The organism is Bradyrhizobium sp. CCBAU 53338 (genome assembly GCF_015291665.1).
Classification (GTDB): domain Bacteria; phylum Pseudomonadota; class Alphaproteobacteria; order Rhizobiales; family Xanthobacteraceae; genus Bradyrhizobium.
The window spans coordinates 3,056,978-3,079,188 of the sequence record NZ_CP030048.1 but is presented as its reverse complement, the minus strand read 5'-3'; the positions used below and the strand labels follow the sequence as shown (position 1 = coordinate 3,079,188).

Annotated in this window: 26 protein-coding genes; 15 read left to right on the top strand and 11 right to left on the bottom strand. The window is 64.4% G+C overall.

Annotated elements, in window-relative coordinates; translation table 11 throughout:
• Positions 1–55: 55 nt before the first annotated feature.
• Positions 56–865 carry a rhomboid family intramembrane serine protease gene (locus tag XH90_RS14285; RefSeq protein ID WP_194482073.1) on the bottom strand — a complete coding sequence of 270 codons (810 nt, stop codon included), beginning with the start codon at positions 863–865 and terminating at the stop codon, positions 56–58.
• Positions 866–1,317: 452 nt separating this feature from the next.
• Between XH90_RS14285 and XH90_RS14280 the strand changes: the two genes are divergently transcribed.
• Positions 1,318–1,872 carry a PAS domain-containing protein gene (locus XH90_RS14280; RefSeq protein ID WP_194482072.1) on the top strand — a complete coding sequence of 185 codons (555 nt, stop codon included), beginning with the start codon at positions 1,318–1,320 and terminating at the stop codon, positions 1,870–1,872.
• Positions 1,873–1,936: 64 nt separating this feature from the next.
• Complete coding sequence (locus XH90_RS14275) at positions 1,937–2,362, top strand: cupin domain-containing protein (RefSeq protein ID WP_194482071.1); 426 nt, start codon at positions 1,937–1,939, stop codon at positions 2,360–2,362.
• A 63-nt stretch (positions 2,363–2,425) separates the two neighbouring features.
• Here XH90_RS14275 and XH90_RS14270 read toward each other — a convergent pair whose 3' ends face one another.
• Positions 2,426–2,815 carry a hypothetical protein gene (locus tag XH90_RS14270; protein WP_194482070.1) on the bottom strand — a complete coding sequence of 130 codons (390 nt, stop codon included), beginning with the start codon at positions 2,813–2,815 and terminating at the stop codon, positions 2,426–2,428.
• A 143-nt stretch (positions 2,816–2,958) separates the two neighbouring features.
• Between XH90_RS14270 and XH90_RS14265 the strand changes: the two genes are divergently transcribed.
• Together XH90_RS14265 and XH90_RS14260 are read left to right on the top strand one after the other, a co-directional pair.
• Positions 2,959–3,462 (top strand): GNAT family N-acetyltransferase, encoded by a 504-nt coding sequence (locus XH90_RS14265; protein ID WP_194482069.1) that lies wholly within the window; start codon positions 2,959–2,961, stop codon positions 3,460–3,462.
• 124 nt (positions 3,463–3,586) lie between these two features.
• Positions 3,587–3,892 (top strand): hypothetical protein, encoded by a 306-nt coding sequence (locus XH90_RS14260; protein ID WP_194482068.1) that lies wholly within the window; start codon positions 3,587–3,589, stop codon positions 3,890–3,892.
• A 73-nt stretch (positions 3,893–3,965) separates the two neighbouring features.
• On the opposite strand, the gene XH90_RS14255 is transcribed toward XH90_RS14260, so the two are convergent.
• Entirely contained in the window at positions 3,966–5,975 is a 2,010-nt protein-coding gene (locus tag XH90_RS14255) for a DEAD/DEAH box helicase (RefSeq protein WP_194482067.1), read from the bottom strand.
• A 346-nt stretch (positions 5,976–6,321) separates the two neighbouring features.
• On the opposite strand from XH90_RS14255, the gene XH90_RS14250 reads away from it, so the two are divergent.
• Positions 6,322–6,675, top strand: a complete 354-nt coding sequence (locus XH90_RS14250; protein WP_194482066.1) for a cupin domain-containing protein — start codon at positions 6,322–6,324, stop codon at positions 6,673–6,675.
• A gap of 11 nt (positions 6,676–6,686) precedes the next feature.
• On the opposite strand, the gene XH90_RS14245 is transcribed toward XH90_RS14250, so the two are convergent.
• Positions 6,687–7,199, bottom strand: a complete 513-nt coding sequence (locus tag XH90_RS14245) for a hypothetical protein (RefSeq protein ID WP_194482065.1) — start codon at positions 7,197–7,199, stop codon at positions 6,687–6,689.
• Between the two features lie 190 nt (positions 7,200–7,389).
• Complete coding sequence (locus XH90_RS14240) at positions 7,390–8,541, bottom strand: zinc-binding dehydrogenase (RefSeq protein WP_194482064.1); 1,152 nt, start codon at positions 8,539–8,541, stop codon at positions 7,390–7,392.
• 228 nt (positions 8,542–8,769) lie between these two features.
• On the opposite strand from XH90_RS14240, the gene XH90_RS14235 reads away from it, so the two are divergent.
• Both XH90_RS14235 and XH90_RS14230 read left to right on the top strand, forming a co-directional pair.
• On the top strand, positions 8,770–9,933 hold the full coding sequence (locus tag XH90_RS14235) for a CynX/NimT family MFS transporter (protein ID WP_194482063.1): 1,164 nt from the start codon (positions 8,770–8,772) through the stop codon (positions 9,931–9,933).
• 69 nt (positions 9,934–10,002) lie between these two features.
• Positions 10,003–10,614 (top strand): PilZ domain-containing protein, encoded by a 612-nt coding sequence (locus XH90_RS14230; protein WP_057744308.1) that lies wholly within the window; start codon positions 10,003–10,005, stop codon positions 10,612–10,614.
• Here the strand turns inward: XH90_RS14230 and XH90_RS14225 are convergent.
• Positions 10,601–10,804, bottom strand: coding sequence for a hypothetical protein (locus tag XH90_RS14225; RefSeq protein ID WP_194482062.1), 204 nt, complete (start codon positions 10,802–10,804; stop codon positions 10,601–10,603). The two genes, XH90_RS14230 and XH90_RS14225, sit on opposite strands and share 14 nt — an antisense overlap.
• Before the next feature lie 140 nt (positions 10,805–10,944).
• On the opposite strand from XH90_RS14225, the gene XH90_RS14220 reads away from it, so the two are divergent.
• A complete protein-coding gene (locus XH90_RS14220; protein WP_194482061.1) occupies positions 10,945–11,571 on the top strand; it encodes a transglutaminase-like cysteine peptidase in 627 nt (208 codons plus the stop codon).
• A gap of 126 nt (positions 11,572–11,697) precedes the next feature.
• On the opposite strand, the gene XH90_RS14215 is transcribed toward XH90_RS14220, so the two are convergent.
• Positions 11,698–12,405 (bottom strand): GntR family transcriptional regulator, encoded by a 708-nt coding sequence (locus tag XH90_RS14215; RefSeq protein ID WP_194482060.1) that lies wholly within the window; start codon positions 12,403–12,405, stop codon positions 11,698–11,700.
• A gap of 269 nt (positions 12,406–12,674) precedes the next feature.
• Here XH90_RS14215 and XH90_RS14210 point away from each other — a divergent pair, with 269 nt between their 5' ends.
• From XH90_RS14210 to XH90_RS14185, 6 genes are all read left to right on the top strand, one after another.
• Positions 12,675–13,661: an ABC transporter ATP-binding protein gene (locus XH90_RS14210; protein WP_194482059.1), complete on the top strand. Its 987-nt coding sequence runs from the start codon at positions 12,675–12,677 to the stop codon at positions 13,659–13,661.
• Between the two features lie 43 nt (positions 13,662–13,704).
• A complete protein-coding gene (locus tag XH90_RS14205) occupies positions 13,705–14,994 on the top strand; it encodes a PotD/PotF family extracellular solute-binding protein (protein ID WP_194482058.1) in 1,290 nt (429 codons plus the stop codon).
• Positions 14,994–15,953, top strand: coding sequence for an ABC transporter permease (locus XH90_RS14200; RefSeq protein ID WP_194482686.1), 960 nt, complete (start codon positions 14,994–14,996; stop codon positions 15,951–15,953). Before XH90_RS14205 ends, XH90_RS14200 begins: the two co-directional genes overlap by 1 nt.
• A gap of 3 nt (positions 15,954–15,956) precedes the next feature.
• Positions 15,957–16,835: an ABC transporter permease gene (locus tag XH90_RS14195; RefSeq protein WP_194482057.1), complete on the top strand. Its 879-nt coding sequence runs from the start codon at positions 15,957–15,959 to the stop codon at positions 16,833–16,835.
• A gap of 5 nt (positions 16,836–16,840) precedes the next feature.
• Positions 16,841–17,572: an aspartate/glutamate racemase family protein gene (locus XH90_RS14190; RefSeq protein ID WP_194482056.1), complete on the top strand. Its 732-nt coding sequence runs from the start codon at positions 16,841–16,843 to the stop codon at positions 17,570–17,572.
• A 225-nt stretch (positions 17,573–17,797) separates the two neighbouring features.
• Complete coding sequence (locus tag XH90_RS14185; RefSeq protein WP_194482055.1) at positions 17,798–18,289, top strand: hypothetical protein; 492 nt, start codon at positions 17,798–17,800, stop codon at positions 18,287–18,289.
• A 219-nt stretch (positions 18,290–18,508) separates the two neighbouring features.
• Here XH90_RS14185 and XH90_RS14180 read toward each other — a convergent pair whose 3' ends face one another.
• From XH90_RS14180 to XH90_RS14170, 3 genes are all read right to left on the bottom strand, one after another.
• On the bottom strand, positions 18,509–18,871 hold the full coding sequence (locus XH90_RS14180) for a hypothetical protein (RefSeq protein ID WP_194482054.1): 363 nt from the start codon (positions 18,869–18,871) through the stop codon (positions 18,509–18,511).
• A 115-nt stretch (positions 18,872–18,986) separates the two neighbouring features.
• Complete coding sequence (locus XH90_RS14175) at positions 18,987–19,517, bottom strand: gamma carbonic anhydrase family protein (protein ID WP_194482053.1); 531 nt, start codon at positions 19,515–19,517, stop codon at positions 18,987–18,989.
• A gap of 81 nt (positions 19,518–19,598) precedes the next feature.
• Entirely contained in the window at positions 19,599–19,928 is a 330-nt protein-coding gene (locus tag XH90_RS14170) for a hypothetical protein (RefSeq protein ID WP_194482052.1), read from the bottom strand.
• A gap of 223 nt (positions 19,929–20,151) precedes the next feature.
• Here XH90_RS14170 and XH90_RS14165 point away from each other — a divergent pair, with 223 nt between their 5' ends.
• Complete coding sequence (locus tag XH90_RS14165; RefSeq protein WP_194482051.1) at positions 20,152–20,859, top strand: hypothetical protein; 708 nt, start codon at positions 20,152–20,154, stop codon at positions 20,857–20,859.
• A 168-nt stretch (positions 20,860–21,027) separates the two neighbouring features.
• On the opposite strand, the gene XH90_RS14160 is transcribed toward XH90_RS14165, so the two are convergent.
• Positions 21,028–22,191: an aminotransferase class V-fold PLP-dependent enzyme gene (locus XH90_RS14160; protein WP_194482050.1), complete on the bottom strand. Its 1,164-nt coding sequence runs from the start codon at positions 22,189–22,191 to the stop codon at positions 21,028–21,030.
• Positions 22,192–22,211 lie beyond the last annotated feature (20 nt).

Here is a 22,211-nt window from a genome sequence, read left to right as displayed (position 1 = left end):
CGGAACATTCTTCGCGCAAATGATGGATGAATTCGGGCCGCGCCGCAAGCGCCGCTTAAATACCGCTTGAAATGTCCTGTGATGACGCATCCGCAGCATCATCGTTTCGCACGCGCGGCACAGGATCGAACAGCGCGAACAGCAACAGGCCAGCGAAGAAGCCGCCGATATGCGCCTCCCAGGCAACGCCCGCACTGTCGCCGTCGACGCCGATCGCGCCGACACCGAAGATGACGTTGAGGACGAACCACACCGCCAGGAAGCCGACGATCCGCCGGTCGCGCAGCGCCTGCAACAGCGGCAGCGCCGGAACTTTCGCGGCGGAATCGGCGTCCGAACGGCTGAACGACAGGAAGCTGCCGCGCGCGAAGGCGAACCGGATCGCCGCCGCCATCGCACCCGATACCGAGGCCGAAGCGCCGATCATCGGCACCACCGCATGCTCGTGGGTGACGAGATGGGCGAGCGCGCCGGCCGCCGCCGTCACGGCCAGGAAGACGAAAAAGCGCAGCGCGCCGAAGCGCCGCGCCAGCGCGCTGCCGAACGGCAGCAGCCACAGCACGTTGAAGGCGAGATGGGCGAGATTGGCGTGCAGCAGCGAATAGGTGACGAAGGTCCAGACCTTGGCCCCGGCGCCGCCCTCGAACTGCAAATTGACCAGCGAGGAATCGTACCGTTTCGGGATGAAGCCGAACACGTCGATGGTCCAGTTCTCCAGCTCCGGCGGGAGCAGCACTCGCAGATGGATCACCGCCAGGAGGACGACATAGGCGGTCAGCGGCCACGGCAAGGTCAGGATCGGCTCGCGCGGGGCCTCTTCGACGACGACCGGCTGGTCCGACGGGGGTTGTGGCGGGGAATCCAAGGCGGTTTCGCTTTCAGGCGCGATCGAAGCAACAGCGTTGCAGATAGTCGCCTTTGCCGGCCTTGCGCAAGTGCACAAAAGGAAAAGGCAGGGCCCTGGAAAGCCCTGCCTGTCCGTGTCGGCCTTTCCGGCACTGCGGAGGAACAAGGGAAATCCCCACCCCTCCCCGCGGCCGGTGACCAAACTGTTTGACGCCCGTGTACAGGCCACGCCGAGAACCTGGGAAAAGCGGCGAGGCTTGCGACCGCGATCACCCTAGCAGGCGCGATGCTGAGCGAAAGCGCATAGTTAATTTAACGTTAACAACGCAAAGGCAGCGCCCGAGGCGCCGAAATCGCCCCCGCGGCATGGACGCTGCAATTCCCCTCCTGCACAACAACACAGGGATCTGAGGTGCACTGAAGCGGGACAGGTTTGTCCCACGAGGTCGCACCGAGGGGCGAGCGTCAGTCATGAAACATCCATCGAGCCGCGCATTCTTCGCGTATTGGGACAAGAAGCGCGGCAATGCGCGGGCCCCTGACCGGTCCGATATCGACCCGGCCGCCGTGCGCGAGCTGCTGGGCGACATCTTCGTCCTCTCCTGCGAGCCAAAACTCGGCTTCCCGTTCCGCGTCGCCGGAACCCGCGTCTGCGCCCTCGCCGGCTGCGATCTCAAGGACCAGGGCTTTGCCGCATTGTTTACCGACGGAAGCCGCGGCGAGATCGAGGAAATCGCGACCATCGTCGCCGACGAGGCGCTGGGAGCCATCGCCGGCCTCACCGCACCGCGCGCGGACGGCAGCAAGGCCCATCTCGAGCTGCTGCTGCTGCCCTTCAACGCCCGCCCGCACACGCCTGTCACCGTGACCGGCGTGCTCGCACCGTTCGACGACGAATGCGGAGCGCTTGGCCCGTTCACCGTCACCTCCTGGCGCTACCTGCACCAGCCGGAGAAACTGCTGCCGCGCGCGATCCGCAAATTGCAGATCGCCCGCGGCCTGATGGTGTATGAAGGGCTGCGGTAGTCTTCGTTTCGACGTGAGCGAGCGCCGCGCCCTCGAGGCTCCACCTCACCTGGACGAAAGAACCATGTCCGACATCATCAACTTCGGCGCGCTTTCGCTCCGCTTCCTGCACAGCAAGGACGACACCGGCGGCAGCGTCGACATCTTCGAAATGACGCTGCAACCGAATGCGCGGATGCCGATCCCGCATTATCACGACCGCTGGGACGAAACGATCTACGGGCTTTCAGGCGTCTCGACCTGGACGGTCGACGGCAAGGAGAACGATCTCGGCCCCGGAGAATCGGTCTTCATCAAGCGCGGCATCGTGCACGGCTTTGCCAACCGTTCGACCGGGCCGGCGACATGCCTGTGCATCTTGAGCCCCGGAGTGCTGGGCCCGCAATATTTCACGGAAATGGCCGCGCTGCTGTCGTCCGGCGCGCCCGATCCGGTCCAGATGAAAGCGACGATGCTACGCTACGGATTGATACCGGCCCCGCCGGCGTAATGCCCACACGATGCGAGGACGGGCTGGCATGGCGCCGCCCGTCCCGGGCGTCGTCGAGATCGCCTACGGCATCGCCAGATGCCAGGCGCCGTTCAGAAAACCGTCGCCGGTGATGTCGCCGGGTTTGGTGTCCTTGGCAAAAGTGTAGAGCGGCTTGCCCTTGTGGGCCCACTGCTTGGAGCCGTCGTCGCGGGTGATGATGGTGTAGCCGTCGCCGGGCGCGTCGCTGGCCTCGGCCTTCAGTGCCGGCCAGTTTGTCGCACAGGGGCCGTTGCAGGCCGACTTGCCGTCCATGTCCTTGTCGAACGTGTAGAGCGACATGCCCTTGGCGTCGGTGAGCACGGTGCCCTTGTCGGTCTTGCCGGTCTTGGTCGGCGGCGCCGCGAACGCAGCGGACGTGATCGCGAGCGACGCTGCGAGCGTCAGCGCGAGGCGGATCGAGGAAGTCGTCATGGTGTCTCCTGTCATGCAATGGGCGTGCACGAGATAGGACGCCGCACTGCGCGCACTATTCCTCAAAATGGCGCAAAGATATTTTTGGCTGCACGCGTCGAGACGACGGAATAAATTGCGGTGGCAGAGATGGAACGGGCAAGATGAGCAAGCCGCATTGGCGCCGTGCACAGGCCGGAGACCTCGACGCGATCTGCGCGGTCGCGGCGCGGATTCATCCTGGTCTCCCCGAGCGGTCCGACGTACTCGCGGAGAAGTTGCGGCTTTATCCTGATGGATGCCGCGTGCTCACGGTACGCGACGGGATCGCAGGTTACGGCCTCGCACATCCCTGGATGCGGCACAACATCCCACCGCTCGACGATTTTCTCGACCGATTGCCCGATGCTGCTGACTGTCTCTATGTGCACGACGTCGCCGTGCTGCCCGACCACCGTGGCGGCGCGGCGCGCGCTTATGTCACGGAGATCCAGCAACTCGCGCGCTCATCGGGCATCGCGGCGCTTGCGCTGGTCTCGGTCTACGGTACGCGCGTGCTATGGGAGCGTCTCGGCTTCCGCCCCGTCGCAGCGGATACGGCGCTGTGCGACAAACTGTCGTCCTACGGCACGAGCGCGACCTACATGCTGCGCGAGCTTGCCGGATAGCCGCTCCCCCCGCGCATCGTCTCACGCGGGCGTGAAGCCCACCCTCGAACTGGTTTCGATCAGCCGCCGTCGAAGCAGTGAGCGAGCCGTTCCGGTCTCGCCGAACCGAGGCTGGAGAATGTCCATGAAACTCACATTGCCCAGAGTGGCCTTGATCGCATTGGTCGCAACGACCGCGTTCACCGCAACCAGTGCCAATGCGGTGCAGTTCCGCTCCTACCGCTGCGACATTGATTTCTTCGCAAGCTGCGGCGTCATCATCCCCCAGGAGTCCCCACCCGTGCGGCGCCACATCGTTCGCATCGACCGCGACACGTCGCCCACCTACATGAAGCAGATCGACCCGCGCTATACCTCCGCCATGCGTGACGCCGGTGGCGGAGGCGGAGGTGGAGGTGGAGGTGGCGGTGGCGGTGGTGGCGGCCGCTGAGCTCACACTTTTCAGATGATGTCGCCGGTGCAGTCCGGCGGCATCGTCACTGTCTGCGCGGACGGCTCGCCGCTCAGCCTCTACGCTTCTTCTTATTCTTCTTTCCGGAGGCGCCCGGCCATTCCGTGACCGACGGCGCGTATTTGGCGTCACCGGATTTGTTGCCGAATTTCTTGTTCTTCTTCCCGAACGCCGGCTTGCCGAACTTGCCGCTGTCGTGAGGCTTGGCGTCAGATTTGGCGTGCGGTTTGCCCTGGTACTTGCCTTCAGGCTTTCCCCGCGGCCTGTCGTGTGGCTTTGGCGCGTTCGCGTTCCAGGGATCGTCATTGCGGCGGTTGACGCGATCGTCCTCATCTTCATCGCGTCTTGGCGCGCGTGAACGCTTTTCCGCCGGCGCCTGCTCTTGCGGCGCGCCCGTCATCGGCTCGATGCGGATGCTGTCTTCCTTGTCCGGACGCTTGACCTTGACGGCAAAGGATTCCGCAACGCGTTCGGAGATCTCGAACTCGGTGGTGGTGTCCGAGATCTTGATCGCGCCGATGTCGCGCTTGTCGATGCCGCCGCGGCGGCAGATCATCGGCAGCAGCCAGCGCGCCTCCGCATTCTTGCGGCGGCCGATGGCGGCCCGGAACCAGACGGTCGGCTCCGCCATGACGTGCTTTTTCCCCGATTTGGCGCGAGGCCGCTCCGAGCGATCCTCGCCGCGCGGCTTTCCATCGTCGCGCGGCGCGCGAGCGTCGCGATGACGATCGTCACGCGGCCGGCTGCTGCGCTCGCCCGGATCGAGAATGTCTTCGGGCGACGGCAGCCGCGCGCGATAGAGCCGCGCGAGTGCTGCGGCAATGTCTTCGGCCGAGCGCTCGGCCAGCAAGGCCTGCGCCAGCGCCAGATCCTCGGCGGTCGTCTCCTCGGTGAACAACACGTCCTTCATCCGCTCATGATCGAGCTTGCGGATCTCGTCCGCCTGCGGCGCCGTGCCCCAATTCGCTTCGATGCCGGACAGATTGAGCAACACCTCCGCACGACGTCGTCGTATCGGCGGCACCAGCAGGACGCTGACACCCTTGCGGCCCGCGCGGCCGGTGCGGCCCGAGCGATGCTGCATCACCTCGGGGTCGTTCGGCAGGTCGGCGTGAATCACGAGGTCGAGGCTGGGCAGATCGATACCGCGGGCGGCAACGTCGGTCGCAACGCAAATGCGGGCGCGTCCGTCCCGGAGCGACTGGAGCGCCAGGGTACGCTCGTTCTGCGTCAATTCGCCTGAGAGAGCGACGACGGAAAAACCGCGCTCCAGCAACGCCGCCTGCAAATGCCTGACGGCATCGCGCGTGTTGCAGAACACCAGCGCGCTCGGCGACTCGTAGAAGCGCAGCACGTTGACGACCGCATGTTCGACATCACCGGGAGCCACCCGGATGGCACGGTACTCGATGTCGGCGTGACCGCCCTCGTCGCCCGCGACCTCGATGCGAAACGCATCCTGCTGATACTGCTTGGCGAGCGCCACGATCCCGCGCGGGAACGTCGCCGAAAACAGCAGCGTGCGACGCGTCTCCGGCGTGGTCTCAAGGATGAACTCCATGTCCTCGCGAAAGCCGAGATTGAGCATCTCGTCGGCCTCGTCGAGCACGACGACCTTCAGTTCCGAGATATCGAGGCGGTTGCGCCGCAGATGATCGCACAGGCGACCGGGCGTGCCGACGACGATATGGGCGCCTGCTGCGAGCTCACGCTGCTCGCGACGCGGGTCCATGCCGCCAACGCATGAGACGACGCGCGCCTGCGCATGTTCATAGAGCCAAGTGAGCTCGCGCTGGACCTGCAAGGCAAGCTCGCGGGTCGGCGCGACGATCAGGGCCAGCGGAGCTGCGGCCTGCGCGAACCGCTCGGCCCCGTCGAGCAGGTCCCTGGCCATGGCCAGGCCGTAAGCGACGGTCTTGCCCGAGCCTGTTTGGGCCGACACCAGGAGGTCGCGATCGACGGCATCCTCGCCGAGCACGGCGAGCTGAACCGGGGTCGGAGACTCGTAATTGCGCTCAGCCAGGGCACGGGCGAGCGGCGGGGTCAGGGCCGGAAAGGACACGGGATGAAAACCTTGGTTGGTCGGGGTGTGGAACGGAAAGCCGAGGGGCCTGACGCTGCAATCGCTGCAGAAGCCCGGTCACACCCATGATGATCTTGATTTGGAACGCTCTTTACGCCAGCAGCGGCCAAATCACCATGGCTTTGATGCATGGCATTGGCGACAGGGTGAACAAGGCCGGGACGCTCAGCGCGGCGCTTTGGCGGGATTTTGGGCCGGAAAGTCCGGCTTTTGCGACCATTCCGCAAATTCGGCGCGACAAGACCTGCCGGCGAAGCAATGCCTTGCCGTGGGCGCCGTTCGATCCCAAATCGTGCTTCACGAGACAGCAGGACACGGATCAACCATGGCCGACAGCATATCGCTCGCCGACAAGCTCGCGACCTTCAATGATCATTGGTCGCCGCGCACGATCACGACCTTCAACGATTGCGACGTGATGGTGGTGAAGGTGAAGGGCGAATTCACCTGGCACAAGCACGAGGACACCGACGATTTCTTTCTCGTGCTGAAGGGCAAGCTCGACATCGAGCTGCGGGATCGCACCGTCACGCTCGGCCCAGGCGAACTCTACGTCGTGCCCAAAGGTGTCGAGCACCGCCCGGTGGCGCGCGAGGAGGTTCATCTGATGCTGATCGAGCCGACGGGCACGCCCAACACGGGCGACAAGGCGACGGCTGCCGCGCGCAAGCTCGCCTAACAGGCGCGGCTCTAGTCCCTTGATGTCACGGGCCTGCCGAAGCCGCCGGCCAACCTCGCTCTCGCCCGCACGACAAAATCCTTCGCCGCGCGGCTCAAGGCGCGGATTGCGCGCCAGGCTTCGGTGGCCTGGAGCCACGCCCTCATCTCGGTGAACTTCCCGTACACCCAGGCGAAGGCTGGAATCCGCATCAGCTTGTCGCGCGTGAGATGGAACAGGCGCTCGACCAGCACGAGCTTGAGCAGCTCGCAGCCGACAAACGCCGCCATGCCGCTCAGAAACTGACCAGTCGCGACGAGATACGCCGCCACCGGCTTGATCGGCTCCAGGATGATCACGGGTACCGAAAACAGCGCGAGCGACGGATAAGGCGGCAGCGATTTGATCCAGGCGCGGAGTCGCTTGAACTCGAAATGCCGCGCGAGCCAGGCCGAGATCGGCCGCGCCACGGCCATGAACACCGCGTCCACCAGGAAGTAGATGGCCGCGAGGATGTAGGTGACGGGTTTCAGAATTCGCTTCACGATACCTCTCACGCGAACTGAAAGCCGGAACCCGGGCTTAAGTTTCACGCCCAGACGGATCATTCGCGGATTTCCTGTGGAACTTTTGGGGCAGCCGGCGGCCGAGATCACGGAACGCAGCCCGCATGGAGCGAAACGCAATGCGGGCCGGCCCCGGACTTCGCTTCCGCTCCATCCGGGCTACGCACTCTCACTCCACCAGATCGGGCCACGGCACGATGGTCGATTTCACCGTCTTCATCGCCATCGCGTCCTTCACGGCCTGCGAGACGCCCTCTTCCGTGAACGGATAGATCGTCTGCATCTTCAGCCAGGGATATTTGTCGCGGGTGCGGTAGAGCATGTCGACGCCGAGCGGCAGATCATTGCCGGTGAAGCCCCAGGAGCCGAGCACGTTGAGGTCCTTGGTGCAGATGCGGTGCCAGGAGGTCTCGATCGAGCCGGCGTCGGTGAACTGGCCCATCTCGACATAGGTGCCGCCGTCGCGCAGCATCTCGATGCCTTCGGGACCGGCGGTCGGATGGCCCGAGCAATCCAATACCAAATCAGCTCCGAAACCGCCGACGATCTCTCTCGCGCGCGCGATGCGCTCCTGCGGCGATGTGAGCTCCTCGATGTTGACCGTCGCCTCCGCGCCGAACTCGCGCGCGAGCTTGAGGCGCGGCTCCTCCGGCGCACCGACGCAGATTACGCGCCCCGCTCCCATCTCTTTTGCCGCCGCGACCGCGAGAATTCCGATCGGGCCGGAGCCCTGGATCACCACCGTGTCGGCCCAGGTGAAGCCGCCGGCGCGCGTTGCGCGATTGAAGGCGCGGATGCAGGAGGTCAGCGGCTCGGACAATGCGCCGAGGCGCAGCGACATGTCGTCGGGCAATTTGTAGATCTTGGTGCCCGGCAGCATGTCGAGATCGACATAGACATATTCGGCCCAGCCGCCCCACATGTGCGGCGCCTTGTCGAAGCCGAGATAGCGGCCGTAATAAACGGGCGTCAGGCATTTGTTCGCGGTCTGCGGATAATGGATGCAGTAATAGCAATGCCCGCACGGCATCAGCGGCGGGATCATCACTTTCGATCCGACCTTGAGCGGCTTGCTCATGAAATCCTCGGTGAACTCATCGCCGCATTCGACGATGACGCCACCGATCTCGTGGCCGAGCGTGAACGGCCAGGGCAGCGGCTTCGGCCAGTGACCTTTGAGAATATGCAGATCGGTGCCGCAGACCCCGCACGCACCGATCTTGATCAGCGCACCCTTGCGGCCGACCTTCGGCCACGGCACGGTCTTGATCACGGGCTCGCTTCCGGGTCCGGCATGGGTGCATACGCGGATTGAATCCATGGCTGTTTCCTCGCGGCCCGTCTTGTGGTGAATGATGGCGCGGGCTCCGGCGAAAGCGTATGTGAGATGCGCGGACGTGCCAAGCCGCGGTTCGTAGCTCGCATGGAGTGAAGCGTAATGCGGGAATTCGCCCCGGATTGCGCTGCACGAAAGACGTAGCGAAGCGGGCCGGTTGACTCTCAGCCCTCTCCACCTCACCTTTGATAAATGGGTTGGGGAGACCGGGCATTGCGCAATCGCTGGGCCATTCTTGCGATCCTGTTCGTCGTTCGCCTCACCATCGCGTTCCAGTTCCAGAGCGTGGCGGCGGTCGCGCCGCTGCTGCAACAAACCTTCGGCGTTGGGCTCGCCGATATCGGCATCCTGATCGGACTCTATTTCACGCCGGGCGTGGTGCTGGCGCTGCCGGGCGGCGCGATCGGACGAACGTTCGGCGACAAGCCGACGACGATCACAGCGCTGCTGCTGATGACGGCTGGCAGCCTCGTGATGGCGACCACCGACATCTGGGGCTTGCAGATGGCGGGCAGGCTCACCTCCGGCGCCGGCGGCGTGCTGCTGACGGTGCAACTCACCAAGATGGGCACCGACTGGTTTGCGGGTAAGGAGATCGCCACCGCGATGGCGATCTTCGTCAACTCCTGGCCGGCAGGCGTTGCGATCTCTCTACTGGTGCTGCCGGCGATCGGTACCGCCTATGGCGCTGGCGCCGTGTTCGCAGCGACAGGGACGCTGAGCGCGATCGGAATCGTACTGATCTTGCTCTATCAGCCGCCCCCGGAAGTAACGTCGAGCGCAGCCGGCTCAGCCCGGCTCGATCACCTCGCACTTCTGGCGGTGATCGTCGCCGGCATGATCTGGGGCCTGTATAATGTCGGCTTCGCCATGATCTTCTCGTTCGGCCCCTCCCTCCTCGCCGAGCGCGGCTGGAGCATTGCGGCCGCAGGTTCGGCGATCAGCCTCGTGATGTGGCTGTCGGTTTTCTCGGTACCCTTGGGCGGGTATCTGGCCGATCGCGGCAGGCCCCTTGTCGTGACAATCGCGGCCAGCATCGCGGTGGCGGCCCTGCTGGCCTGGCTGACCCGGTCCGATGCCGTATTCTTGACCCTTGTCCTGATCGGCCTGATCGGGGGCTTCCCGGCCGGCCCGATCATGAGCCTCGCCGCCCGCGTACTCGCCCCGGAGACCAGGGCAATTGGAATGGGCGTGTTCTACACTCTGTTCTATGCCGCGATGATGTTGGGGCCTGCGATCGCCGGCCGACTCGCCAAATCGGCGGGCACCGCCGCAGTCGCGCTCGACCTTGGCGCCCTTACCGTATTGGCCTGCCCACCCCTGATTTGGGTTTTTGAACGCATTGCGCCGGTCCGTAGTCAACGCGCCAGATCATAACGCGGCATTAACCCTATGCACCTTAGGGTCGTGCCGGACTCCGCCCGGGCGGGGGGTCGGGTAGTGAAAATGGCGTTGGCGAACAAAAAATTTCTTCCGGCCGCCGAGGAACGTCGGCGTTTCCAGCGGGTGAAGGTCCACCTGCTCGGCCGATACATGCTGCCGGATCGCCGTGAATTCCCCTGCCAGGTGATCAACATGTCGCCCGGCGGGCTTGCCTTGCTCGCTCCCGGCATCGGCAATGTCGGCGACCGCGTGGTCGCCTATCTCGACCATATCGGCCGGGTCGAGGGCAAGATCACCCGGATCATCGACAACGGTTTCGCCATGACGGTCGGGGCGACGCCTCGCAAGCGCGACAAGCTGGCGGCCCAGCTGACCTGGCTCGCCAACCGCGACATCCTCAACCTGCCGGAAGACCGGCGCCACGACCGTATCGTGCCGCGCAACCCGATCGCGGTGCTGACGCTCGAGGACGGCACCAAGATGACCTGTCGCATCATCGACCTGTCGCTGTCGGGCGCCGCCATCGCCGCGGAGAACCGCCCGCCGCTCAAATCGACCGTTCTGCTCGGCCGGGTCCAGGGCCGCGTGGTCCGAAACCTCGAAGACGGCTTCGCGCTGGAGTTCATGCACGAGCAGCCGATCGAGACTCTCGAAGAGAGCGTTACCGCGCGGTAAAGCGCATCAGCGCCAAAACCCCTGTTTTTCCAGGTTTGAAGGCGGCCTCCGCGATGCGGACGCCGCCTTTTTCGCGTTTCGCTGCGGCTTCGCGCGGGTTAACACGCGGGCCACTTGCGGATCGAAACACCGGTTCCGCCAGCGTTTCCGCGTTAATCCCTACAATTTGAATCAATTGCAGTTGTCTCAAATTTTAGTCGAAATCTATTCAAGTATAGATCGAATTCGCTGCGCGTTTTACTTTCATTCGTCTCGACTTGACTTGGTCGACTTAGCGGCAACTCAAAAGCTCCGTGCGAAATGTGGTCCCAACAAGAAACGGGGGCCGCAATGTTGGACTTCAGGGGACAGGGGAAGGCACTGGCGCTCGCCGCCATGCTCTTCGGGATTGGCGCGGCGGCGCAGGCCGGCGAAAGCCGTCTGCTCTACGCGAGCCTCGGCGACACCACGCGTGCGCCGATCGGCTGGGTCGAGTTTTGTGCGGAGAATGCCGCTCAGTGTCAGGGCGGACCGTCTCAGCCGCGCGACATCGTGATGTCGCAGACGGCGTGGCGCGACCTCGTCAAGGTCAATCGCTGGGTCAACGAGACCGTCAAGCCTTTGACCGACCAGGAGCACTGGGGCGTCATCGAGAAGTGGTCGCTGCCGACCGACGGTTACGGCGACTGTGAAGACTACGTGCTGTTGAAGCGCAAGATGCTGATGGACGCCGGTTGGCCGCGGGAGGCCCTGCTCATCACCGTCGTGCGGGACAAGAAGGGCGAAGGACACGCGGTGCTGACAGTGAAGACCGACAAGGGCGAGTTCGTTCTCGACAATCAGAACGAGAGCGTCGTTGCCTGGACGGAGACCGGCTACCGCTTCGTCAAGCGCCAGTCGCAGAGCGATCCCAACGTCTGGGTCTCGCTCGGCGATACCAAGCCGGCGGTCTCCACCGCCAGCGCCAGAGATCAGTAAAGACAAACGAACGAGTTACGCGACCCGGTCACATCCCCACCCCTCCCCGTCCCAGACCGGTTCGCGCGCGGCCAGCCATCCCCCAATGGCTGGCCGCAACTTTTTTGGAAGCAGCGATCGCCGGCGTCACGCGCCGAGCACGTCGGCGAGCCGCAGCTCGTCAGCGGCGGGATCCTTCAGAAACAGCTCGGCCTCGATCTCGTCCAGATGCGACAGCATCTGCGCGCGCGCAGCCTGCTTGTCGCGCTTGCGGATCGCGGTGACGATCTCGGCATGATGATCGGTGCCGCAGGCGGGCGTGTCGTGACGGCGATAGAGCAGGATGATCAGCGAGGAGCGCGCGATCAGCTCCTTGAGAAAACCGAGATAGATGCAGTGGCCGCTCATCTCGGCGATGAGCCGGTGGAAATCGCCGGAGAGCCGGACTGACGCGCGCGCATCGCCGCGCAGCTCGGCCTCGCGCTCCTCGGCAAGGTGCTGCTGAAGACGATCGATCCACACGGGCGAGACGGCATCGACAGCATGGTCGATGATGGTCGGCTCGATCAGCCGACGCGCCTCGAACACTTCGCGGGCGTCGCCCGGCGTCGGGCGCGCGACGAAGGCGCCGCGGTTCTTCTCGATGTTGACGATGCCCTCATGTGCGAGCTGCTGGAGCGCGGTGCGGACCAGCGTGCGGCTTGCGCCATAGATCTCGCCGATCTCGTCCTCGCCGAGCTTGGTGCCGGGCAGCAGGCGATGCTCGAGGATCGCCGCGGTCACGCCCTCCCGGATCCGGCTGACGCGATCGCTCGCGTCGGGCGCATCGGATTTTGGGCGGGATTTGGCGGCCATTGGTTCAAAGGCTGGGTTTGAGAGCGCGATCGGCGACGGTCGGTCTCAAATGGTAATCGACGAGCTGTATCCAATCACAGGCGAAACTTTATACAATCTTCGCCCATTTCGTGTGCACACTCGTACCCGCCCCGTGCGCCGCACAAATGCGCGGGATTCGATCTAACGATCTGACTCCGCTGCACAGTTTTCGAATTCGGCAACTTCATTGCTGTTGGCACGGACCTTGCGGAGAGAGGCAGAACATCGCCCCTCCCAGCGGACACGCCATGGCCACTCCCGCCGCTCTCGAACTGGTTGCCGTCACCAAGCGCTATGACACGACGCTGGCGGTCGACAACGTCAACCTGAAGATCCCGGCCGGCACCTATTGCTGCCTGCTCGGCCCGTCCGGCTGCGGCAAAACCTCGACCTTGCGGATGATCGCCGGCCACGAGGCGGTCAGTGAGGGCGACATCATCCTGGGCGCGCAGAACGTCACCGACCTCGAGCCCGCCAAGCGCGGCACCGCGATGATGTTCCAGTCCTACGCTCTGTTTCCGCATCTGAGCGTGCTCGACAATGTCGCGTTTGCCCTGAAAATGCGCGGCATCGATCGCGCCCTCAGGCACAAGCGCGCCGGCGAACTTCTGGAGCTGGTGGCGATGAGCCCCTACGCCGCGCGGCTTCCGGCCCAGCTTTCCGGCGGCCAGCAGCAGCGCGTGGCGCTCGCCCGCGCGCTGATCACCGAGCCGCAGATCCTCCTGCTCGACGAACCGCTGTCCGCGCTCGATCCGTTCCTGCGGGTGAGGATGCGCGGTGAGTTGAAGCGGCTGCAGCGCGAGCTCGGCATCAGCTTCATCCAGGTGACCCATGGCCAGGAGGAGGCGATGGCGCTCGCCGACCACATCGTGGTGATGAACCAGGGCAAGATCGAACAGCAGGGCACGGCCCGCGACATCTTCCACCATCCCCGCACCGAGTTCGTGGCACGCTTCATCGGTGGCCACAACGTCCTCAGCGACGCCGGCAACCTCATCGCCGTGCGCGCCGATCAGCTCGGCATCAAGCCGGTCACCGACGGTGCGTTCGGCGCGCCGGCGCTGCTGACCCAGACCGAGTACCAGGGCTCCTATGTTTCCGTGTCGCTCACGCTCGACGACGGCACCGCCCTGTTCTCCCACGTTCCCGAAGCCATCTTCGACGTCAACCCGTTCCGTCCGGGCGATCGCGTGCTGGCGACCTGGGATCCCGCCAAGGCGCAACGTCTGCAATAGCGCCGTCATCACAGAAAATGCGCAACACAGAGGAGTGACTGAAATGACCGAGACGACCAAAAAGACCGGTGTCAGCCGCCGCACGCTACTGAAGAGCACCGCAGGCCTCGCGGGCCTCGCCGCCGGCTCCGGCGCCATCACGGGCTTTCCCTACGTGATGTCGGCCGAGCCGAAGGTGTTGCGCTATCTCGGCACCGCCGTGAACGAGGGCGACGACATCTCCAAGCAGTGCCTGAAGGACACCGGCATCAAGATCGAATACATCACCGCGACCACCGACGACGTCACCAAGCGCGTGATGACCCAGCCGAACTCCTTCGACGTGCTGGATACCGAATATTTCTCGCTGAAGAAGCTGGTGCCGTCGGGCAACATCCTTGCCCTCGACGCCAAGAAGATCAAGGAATTCGACAACATCACGCCCGTCTTCACCAAGGGCGAGACGCCCGGCGGCAAGAAGATCGGCAGCCAGGGCACCGCGCCCTGGAAGGTGCTCTATCTCGAAGGCAAGGACTCCAAGACTTTCTCCAAGACGGCGACCGAGTTCGTCACGCTGATCCCGACCGTGTACAACGCCGACACGCTCGGTATCCGCCCCGATCTCATCAAGCGCCCGATCAACTCGTGGTCCGAGCTGCTCAACCCCGAGTTCAAGGGCAAGGCCTCGATCCTCAACATTCCCTCGATCGGCATCATGGATGCCGCGATGGTCGTGGAAGCCACCGGCAAGTACAAATATGCCGACAAGGGCAACATGACCAAGGAAGAGATCGATCTCACCATGAAGGTGATGACGGAAGCGAAGAAGGCCGGCCAGTTCCGCGCGTTCTGGAAGGACTTCAACGAGAGCGTCAACCTGATGGCCTCGGGTGAGACCGTCATCCAGTCGATGTGGTCGCCGGCGGTGACGAAGGTGCGTTCGATGGGCATCGCCTGCACCTTCCAGCCGCTGAAGGAAGGCTACCGCTCCTGGGCCTCCGGCTTCTGCGTCTCCAAGGGCGTGTCGGGTCCGAAGCTCGATTGGGCCTACGAGTTCGTCAACTGGTTCCTGTCCGGCTATGCCGGCGCCTACCTCAACCGCCAAGGTTACTACTCGGCCGTGCTCTCCACCGCGAAGGCGAACATGGAGCCCTACGAGTGGGCCTACTGGATGGAGGGCAAGCCGGCCGAGAAGGACATCAAGGCGCCCGACGGTTCGCTGCTGGAGAAGGCCGGGGCCGTGCGTGACGGCGGCTCCTACGAGGACCGCATGGGCGCGGTCGCGTGCTGGAACGCCGTGATGGACGAGAACGACTACATGGTCCGCAAGTGGAACGAGTTCATCGCCGCGTGATGGATACGTCGGAAGACATCCTGCAACAGGCATCCCCGGACCTTGTCCGGGGATCGGACAAGGCGCGCCCCGCGAAAGCGGCGCGCCTGTCGCCCTCCTTCATCTCCTGGCTTCAGGCCGGGCCGATGATGCTGGTGTTTCTCGCCTTCTTCCTGATCCCACTCGTCTTCGTCGTCATCGTCTCGTTCTGGGATTACAACGAATATCAATTGCTGCCGGCCTTTTCGGGCCGCGGCTACACCGACACCTTCGAAGGCTGCATCGCGCAGCTTCCCGATCTCTGCACGATCGCCAAGACCTATCTGAAGACGCTGAAGCTGTGCTTCCTGGTCTGGGCGATCACGCTCTTCATCGGTTTCTGGGTCGCCTATTTTCTCGCCTTCCACGTCAAGTCCAAGACCTGGCAGATGGGACTGTCGCTGCTCTGCACGATCCCGTTCTGGACCTCCAACGTCATCCGCATGATCGCCTGGATCCCGCTGCTCGGCCGCAATGGCCTGGTGAATTCGGGCCTGATGAAGATCGGACTGGTCAACCAGCCGGTGGAATGGCTGCTGTTCTCCGAATTCTCCGTGGTGCTGGCGCTGGTGCACCTCTTCACCTTCTTCATGGTGGTGCCGATCTTCAATTCGATGATCCGCATCGACAAGTCGCTGATCGAAGCCGCCTATGACGCCGGCGCCACCGGCTTGCAGACGCTGCTCAACGTCATTATTCCGCTCGCCAAACCCGGCATCGTGATCGGCTCGATCTTCGTCATCACCATCGTGATGGGCGACTTCATCACCATCGGCGTGATGGGCGGCCAGCAGATCGCAGCCGCCGGCAAGATCATCGAGACGCGGGTGAACGCGCTGCAATTCCCGGCCGCGGCCGCCAATGCCGTGATCCTGCTCGTCATCACGTTCCTGATCATCACCATGATGTCGCGCATCGTCGACATCAAGAAGGAGCTGTGAACGATGAAGGAAGGACGCCCGCGCAGCTTCTACGTCCTCGCGATCTTCTTCGCGGCCTACGTGCTGTTTCTCTACGGCCCGATGATCGCGATCTACGTGCTGTCGTTCCAGGGGCCGCAAGGCGGCCTCACCTTCCCGATGAACGGCGTCTCGACCTACTGGCTGGCGAAACTGTTCCAGGGCACCGGCATCATCGATCTCGGCGCGTCCTTCCGTCGCTCGCTGCTGCTCGGCGTCATCGTGATGGCCATCACCGTCGTGCTGTCGGTCGCCGCGGGCATGGCCTTCCGCAGGAAATTTAGGGCGCAAAGCATCCTGTTCTATTCCGCGATCGCGAGCCTCATCGTGCCCTCGATCATCACCTCGCTCGGGATCTCGCTCGAATTCCGCATCATCGACGACCTGATCAAGGCGCACTGGAACGAGAATTTCGAGACCTCGATGGGCCTGCTCACCTCCGGGCTGGGCGCGCATCTGACCTGGACGCTGCCCTTCGGCCTCCTGATCATGTTCGCGATCTTCAATCGCTTCGATCCCAGGCTCGAGGAAGCCGCACGCGATCTCGGCGCGACGCCGTGGCAGGCCTTCCGTCATGTCGTGCTGCCGATCATCCTGCCGTCGGTGATCGGCATCGGCCTGTTCGGCTTCACGCTGTCCTGGGACGAGCTCGCGCGCTCCAGCCAGGCGATCGGCGCGGTGAACACGTTGCCGCTCGATCTCCAGGGCCTCACCACGACCGTGACGAACCCTGACATCTATGCGCTCGGCACCATCATCTCCGCGGTCTCCTTCGCGGTGATCACGCTTGCACTCGGCACCATCCACATGCTCAACAAGCGGCAGGCGGCCAAGGGGTCGGACGCCGGCAAAGGGCTTGTCTGACAGCGATGCGACTTCACGTCGTCAATCCCAACACCACAGCGTCGATGACGGCGAAGATCGCCGCCGCCGCGCGCGCGATCGCGCGGCCCGACACCGTGATCGACGCGCGCGAGCCCGCGATGGGCCCGGTCTCGATCGAGGGATTTTACGACGAGGCCTTCGCCGTTCCCGGCATGCTCGGCTGCATCCGTGAGGCCGACCGCGACGGCGCGGATGCGCACGTCATCGCCTGCTTCGACGACACCGGGTTGGATGCGGCGCGGGCCGCGGCGAAAGCGCCGGTCATCGGGATCGGCGAAGCCGGCTTTCACGTCGCGAGCCTGATCGCCGCGCGCTTTGCCGTGGTGACGACGCTCAGTGTCTCCATCGTGCCGATCGAGCATAATCTCAGGAAATACGGCCTCGCCGAGCGCTGCGCCCGCGTCCGCGCGGCCGAGGTCCCCGTGCTTGCGCTCGAAGAGCGCAACGCAGACGGCATTGGAAAAATCTCCGCGGAAATCGCGGCCGCAATCCGCGACGACCGCGCCGAGGCCATCGTGCTCGGCTGCGCCGGCATGGCCGATCTTGCCGCCGAGCTCGCCGCCGCTCACGGCCTGCCCGTGGTCGATGGCGTCGCAGCTGCGGTGACGCTGGCCGAAGGACTGGTGCGGCTCGGGCTCTCGACCTCCCGGCTCGGCCCCTACGCGCCGCCGCGGGCGAAGACCTATTCTGGTCCGTTCGCGCCGTTTCAGCCCTGAGCGCTCGTCTTCGCGCGCGATCCGATTTCGGCCTGGCGGGGATTATCTTGAGGCGTTGCCTTGGAAGGTCCGGGCCTTTCGCCTTGGGTCAATTGCGCTTTTTCCGCCGGCGGCCACCTTTTTGTCCCAATTGTTGCCGAACAGTAACACTTTCGGGATGCCCCGCGGCCGCTTCGTGCTGCCGCTCTTCGCCATGAACCAAGTTTCAATTGGGTTTTGTCAGCGATGATCGATCTCGCAGAGGATGCACCGTCCAATTCCCTCCTGCGTCTCGGTGCCCAGCCGATCGCACTGACCGCCGTCGCGCTGCTGCTGCTGATCGTTGGCGTCACGTCGATCGCAATCTGGCGGGCCTATACCGGTGCTGCGCCGGAGACCGACAGGGTGGTCGCGTCGCGGCAGCTTCAGGTCCGCGCGGCGCAAGCCTCTGAGCAACTCGTCGAGAAGACCAAGGGGCTGGAGGCGACCCAGCAGGAATCGATCGACCAGCTCCAGGTCGTGCAAGACCAGCTTTTGACCATGAAGCGGCTGCTCGCCTCGCAGCAGGCCGACACCAAGCGCCTGTCGGAACAGGTCGCCGGTCTGAACGAATCCATCGACGGGTTGCGGCAATCCTTCGCCAGCGCCCGCGCCAACGAGGCCGATACGTCCTCAGTTACCCCGAGGAAACCGGCGCGCCACCGCCACGCCAGCGCCCGCAAACGCCCACGCAGCTAATTGGATCCGGGGCCGCCGCCCTTTATTTTCACCACTTGTGAAATGGATCACATTTGCCCGTATGATTCCGCGCCATGCTTGCGCATACCGGATGGCGTGAGCCGATTTCAATATCCGGGGCTGGCAAGGTCGTTGACGGTATACTGCGTCAACGGCCTTGTTTTTTAATGTCCCGGTATCTGGATGCCTCGGTGAGCGCCCCGCACTTCTCGCAGCCCTTTACTCGCAGACCTGAACGCGACGGACGCGCCAGCCCCACCGCGTCATGACCCGTTGCCGCACCGGGTAGCACTGCGCGCCATAGTCCTCGTAGCCGACGCCGTAATAATAGGGGTCGCCATAGTACGGGTAGCCGTAGCCATACGCGCCGTAATAGCCGGCGCCCGCGATACCGGCGCCGATGGCGACACCCGGCCAGAACCCGCCGCCATGCCAGCCATGGCCCCAGCCGCCGTGCCCCCAGCCACCACCGCCATGGCTCCAGCCGCCGCCCATATGGCCGCCCCTCGCCTCGGCCGCCTGCGGCGCCAACAGGCTCACCGTCGCGATGGCCAGTGCGGCCATGATCATCTTGCGTAGCATCAACTCACCCTCCGCGCGGAAACGCTCCACGCTTCAAAACACGGCAAAGCTAATGTCACCCGATCATCGATGACAGGCGCGGCGGCTCACTTCCGCGCGAGCGCGCGGGTCGAGGTCAGCCGATCCGCTTCAGGCCCTTCTTGAAGCGCGGGCCGTTGGCGACGTAGAACCGCGCCGCGCTTCCCATCTTCTGGACTTGCGCATCGTCGAGCGTGCGGATCACGCGCGCGGGCGAGCCGATGATCAGCGAGCGCTCGGGAAACTCCTTGCCCTCGGTGATGACGGAGCCGGCCCCGACGATGCTGTTGCGGCCGATCTTCGCGCCGTTCATCACGATCGAGCCCATGCCGATCAGCGCGCCCTCCTCGACGGTGCAGCCGTGCAGGATGACGTTGTGGCCGACGGTGCAGTTCTTCCCGATCACCAGCGGGAAGCCGAGGTCGGTGTGGCAGGTCGAGCCGTCCTGCACGTTGGCGCCCTCGCCGATCTCGATCCACTCGTTGTCGCCGCGCAGCACCGCGCCGAACCAGACGCTCGCGCCCGGCTTCAGGCGCACGCGGCCGATCACGGTCGCGGTTTCCGCGATGAAGTAATTGCCGTCCGCCGGAAGATCGGGCCCCTGCCCGTCGAGCTCGTAGATCGCCATCGAGGTCTCCTGTCACGCTGGGAGTGGCATAGCGAAACGGGAGCGAGCTGGCAAAGGGCTGCCACGCAGCCCTGCAAGGCGTCAGGTCAGCACGCCCGCCGCGCGCAGCGTCATCAGGAAGAAGGTGCCGCTCATCATGCTCCAGAAGCCGGCGATGACGGTCGCCATCATGACGAATTCGAAGCGGCGGCTCTCCAGCCGCATGCCGCGCAGCGTGTTGCGCATGATGATGAAGGGCGCTGCGAACACCAGGAACGGAACCGCTGCAAATGTGCGCGGTGCGACGCCCTCCTGCAGCAGCCCGAAACCTGCGGGCCGCTGCGACAGCGCCTGGTATCCGTTCGCGAGCGCGCCCGCGAGCGCGAAGCCGATGCAGATCGAGAAGAAGGTATTGAGAGCTTCAGGTGTCATCGGAACGGTCCGCCCATACGCAACGCGAGGACCCTTCCTGTGACAAATAGCGCCGGTTAACGCTACATTATCCTTAAGCGAAGGTTAACGGCGCCGCCCGGCCCGCGCAGGGCTCCCTGCCGTTCCCGGTAGCCGGGAACCCTCCGCGAATTCGCCGCCGCATGGCATATTCGCCGGTGATTCGTCGGCCACCGGCCGACCCCGGGTCCATGTGCGCGACGTCATGACGGTGTTTTCGGCAACCTCCCCTCGTCCTTCCAGAACGCGTATCCGGACACATCTCGTCCCGATCGCGCTCACCGGCGTGTTCGCGGCGAGCGCGGTCGCGCTGGTTGCCTATCTGCTGTGGCCGACCTGGACCGCCGGCGGATCGGATATACCGGACAAGCTGCCCGTGAGCGTCGGCGGCACGCTGTTCAACCTGCCGCTTCAGGCGATCCGGATGAAGATCCAGCGGCACTCCGGTCCACAGGAGCGCATCGATCTCGATTTCCTCTATCCCTCGCTGCAAGCACCGAACGGGCCGACGCATGTGACCGCCGAAACCGTGGACACCGCGATGCAGCCGATCGACCGCATCTTCCTCTCGATCGCGGCGCATCACGATGCGCTCTCGCCGGAGCAGCGCACCGCGACGATCTATCCGCGCTATCTCGACCAGGCCGCGACGACGCCGGACGACGGATTGACGATGCGCCCGTTCCGCAGCGACACGCCCTACGGCAGCGAGGATCTGTATTCCGCAAGCTCGCCGGCGCTGACGGCGCGCTGCACGCGCGATGCAGCCACGCCCGGCATGTGCCTGTCCGAGCGCCGCGTCGGCGGCGCCGACCTCACCTACCGCTTTCCGCGCAGCTGGCTGTCGCAATGGCGCGGCGTTGCGGATGCGATGGACAAACTGACAGCGCAGCTGCGCGGGCCCCACAGCTGAGACCGGCCGCGACGAAAGGTCGAAAACAACCCCATGCACAGTAGCCACGGGCCTGTCATGGCGTCGCAATCTTAAAAATTTCGCGTTTTTCGAAATCGAGCTTGCTCCGTCGGGCAAAACAGGAGCATGATGGCATCGTCGCATGATCCCGCCGACGCCGCTCGACGCTCAGGCGGCTGCGCCAGCGCGCGCCGGCAAATTGCCGCTCTCGGCGAGGATTCCAGCGAACCGGTCGACGTCCTCGGCCGTGTTGAACAGGCCAAAGGAAATGCGGATTCCGTCGCGCTCCGGCGACACGCGCACCTGCCGGCTTGCCAGATATTCCGCCCACGCGTCCGCCGGCAAGTCCAGCACGTAGATGTGCGGCGAGCGATCGGCGCGGTTGCGCGGTCCGACGAGACGGACACCGAGATCGTCGATGCGCTCTATCAGGCGGTCGCCGAGATCGTAGAGGTGCGCCTCGATGGCTGACAATCCGACGCTCTCGATGAGCGTCAGCGAAGCGTCCAGCGCATGGATATCGGGCAGATTGAGGTTGCCGATCTCGAACCGACCGGCCCCCGCCTTCGGCATCATGTTGTCGGCGCGCGCGATGTAGTCACCCGGCGGATGCGCCAGGCTCGACATCGCGAGATAGGCCGGCTGCAGTTCGTCCAGACCCTGCCGGCAATAGAGGATGCCGAGACCCTGCGGCACCAGGAGGCCCTTGTGGCAACCCGAACCGATCAGACTTGCTCCGCTGGCTCCGGCATCGAGCGGAATGACACCGGTCGACTGCATCGCGTCGATGACGAAATAGAGCCGCCGCTCGGCGCAGAGCGCGCCGATACCGTCGATGTCGAAACGATGTCCTGCGTGGAAGGTGACATGCGAGAGCGAGATCGCGCGCGTGCGGGCATCGATGTAGGGCGCGAACATCTCGGCGCGTGCCGTTTCGCCATTCATCGGCACGAAACGCACCTCCACGCCCTTGCGACGCAGATTGAGGAACGCATAGGCGTTGTTGGGGTGATCACCCTCGACGAGGAGCACATTGTCGCCCGCCGTCAGCGGCAACGCATTCGCGGCAATGTTCATGCCCTCGGAGGTGTTCTTGGTGAAGGCGATCTCGGCCGGCGCTGCGTTGAAGAGCTTCGCCACTCGGGCACGGACCTGCTCGATCCGGTCGAGCCAGACGGGCTTTGGCCCCGCCGTCTCGAGTCCTTCGCGATAGAACCCAAGCAGCGCTTCGCGAACGCTGGTGGCAAGCGGCGTCTGATGGGCGGAATCGAGATAGAGCATGCGCTCCGTCACGGGGAACTGGCGGCGGATTGCGGCAACGTCGTAGTGCATGATGAATGGCTCCTGGCGTT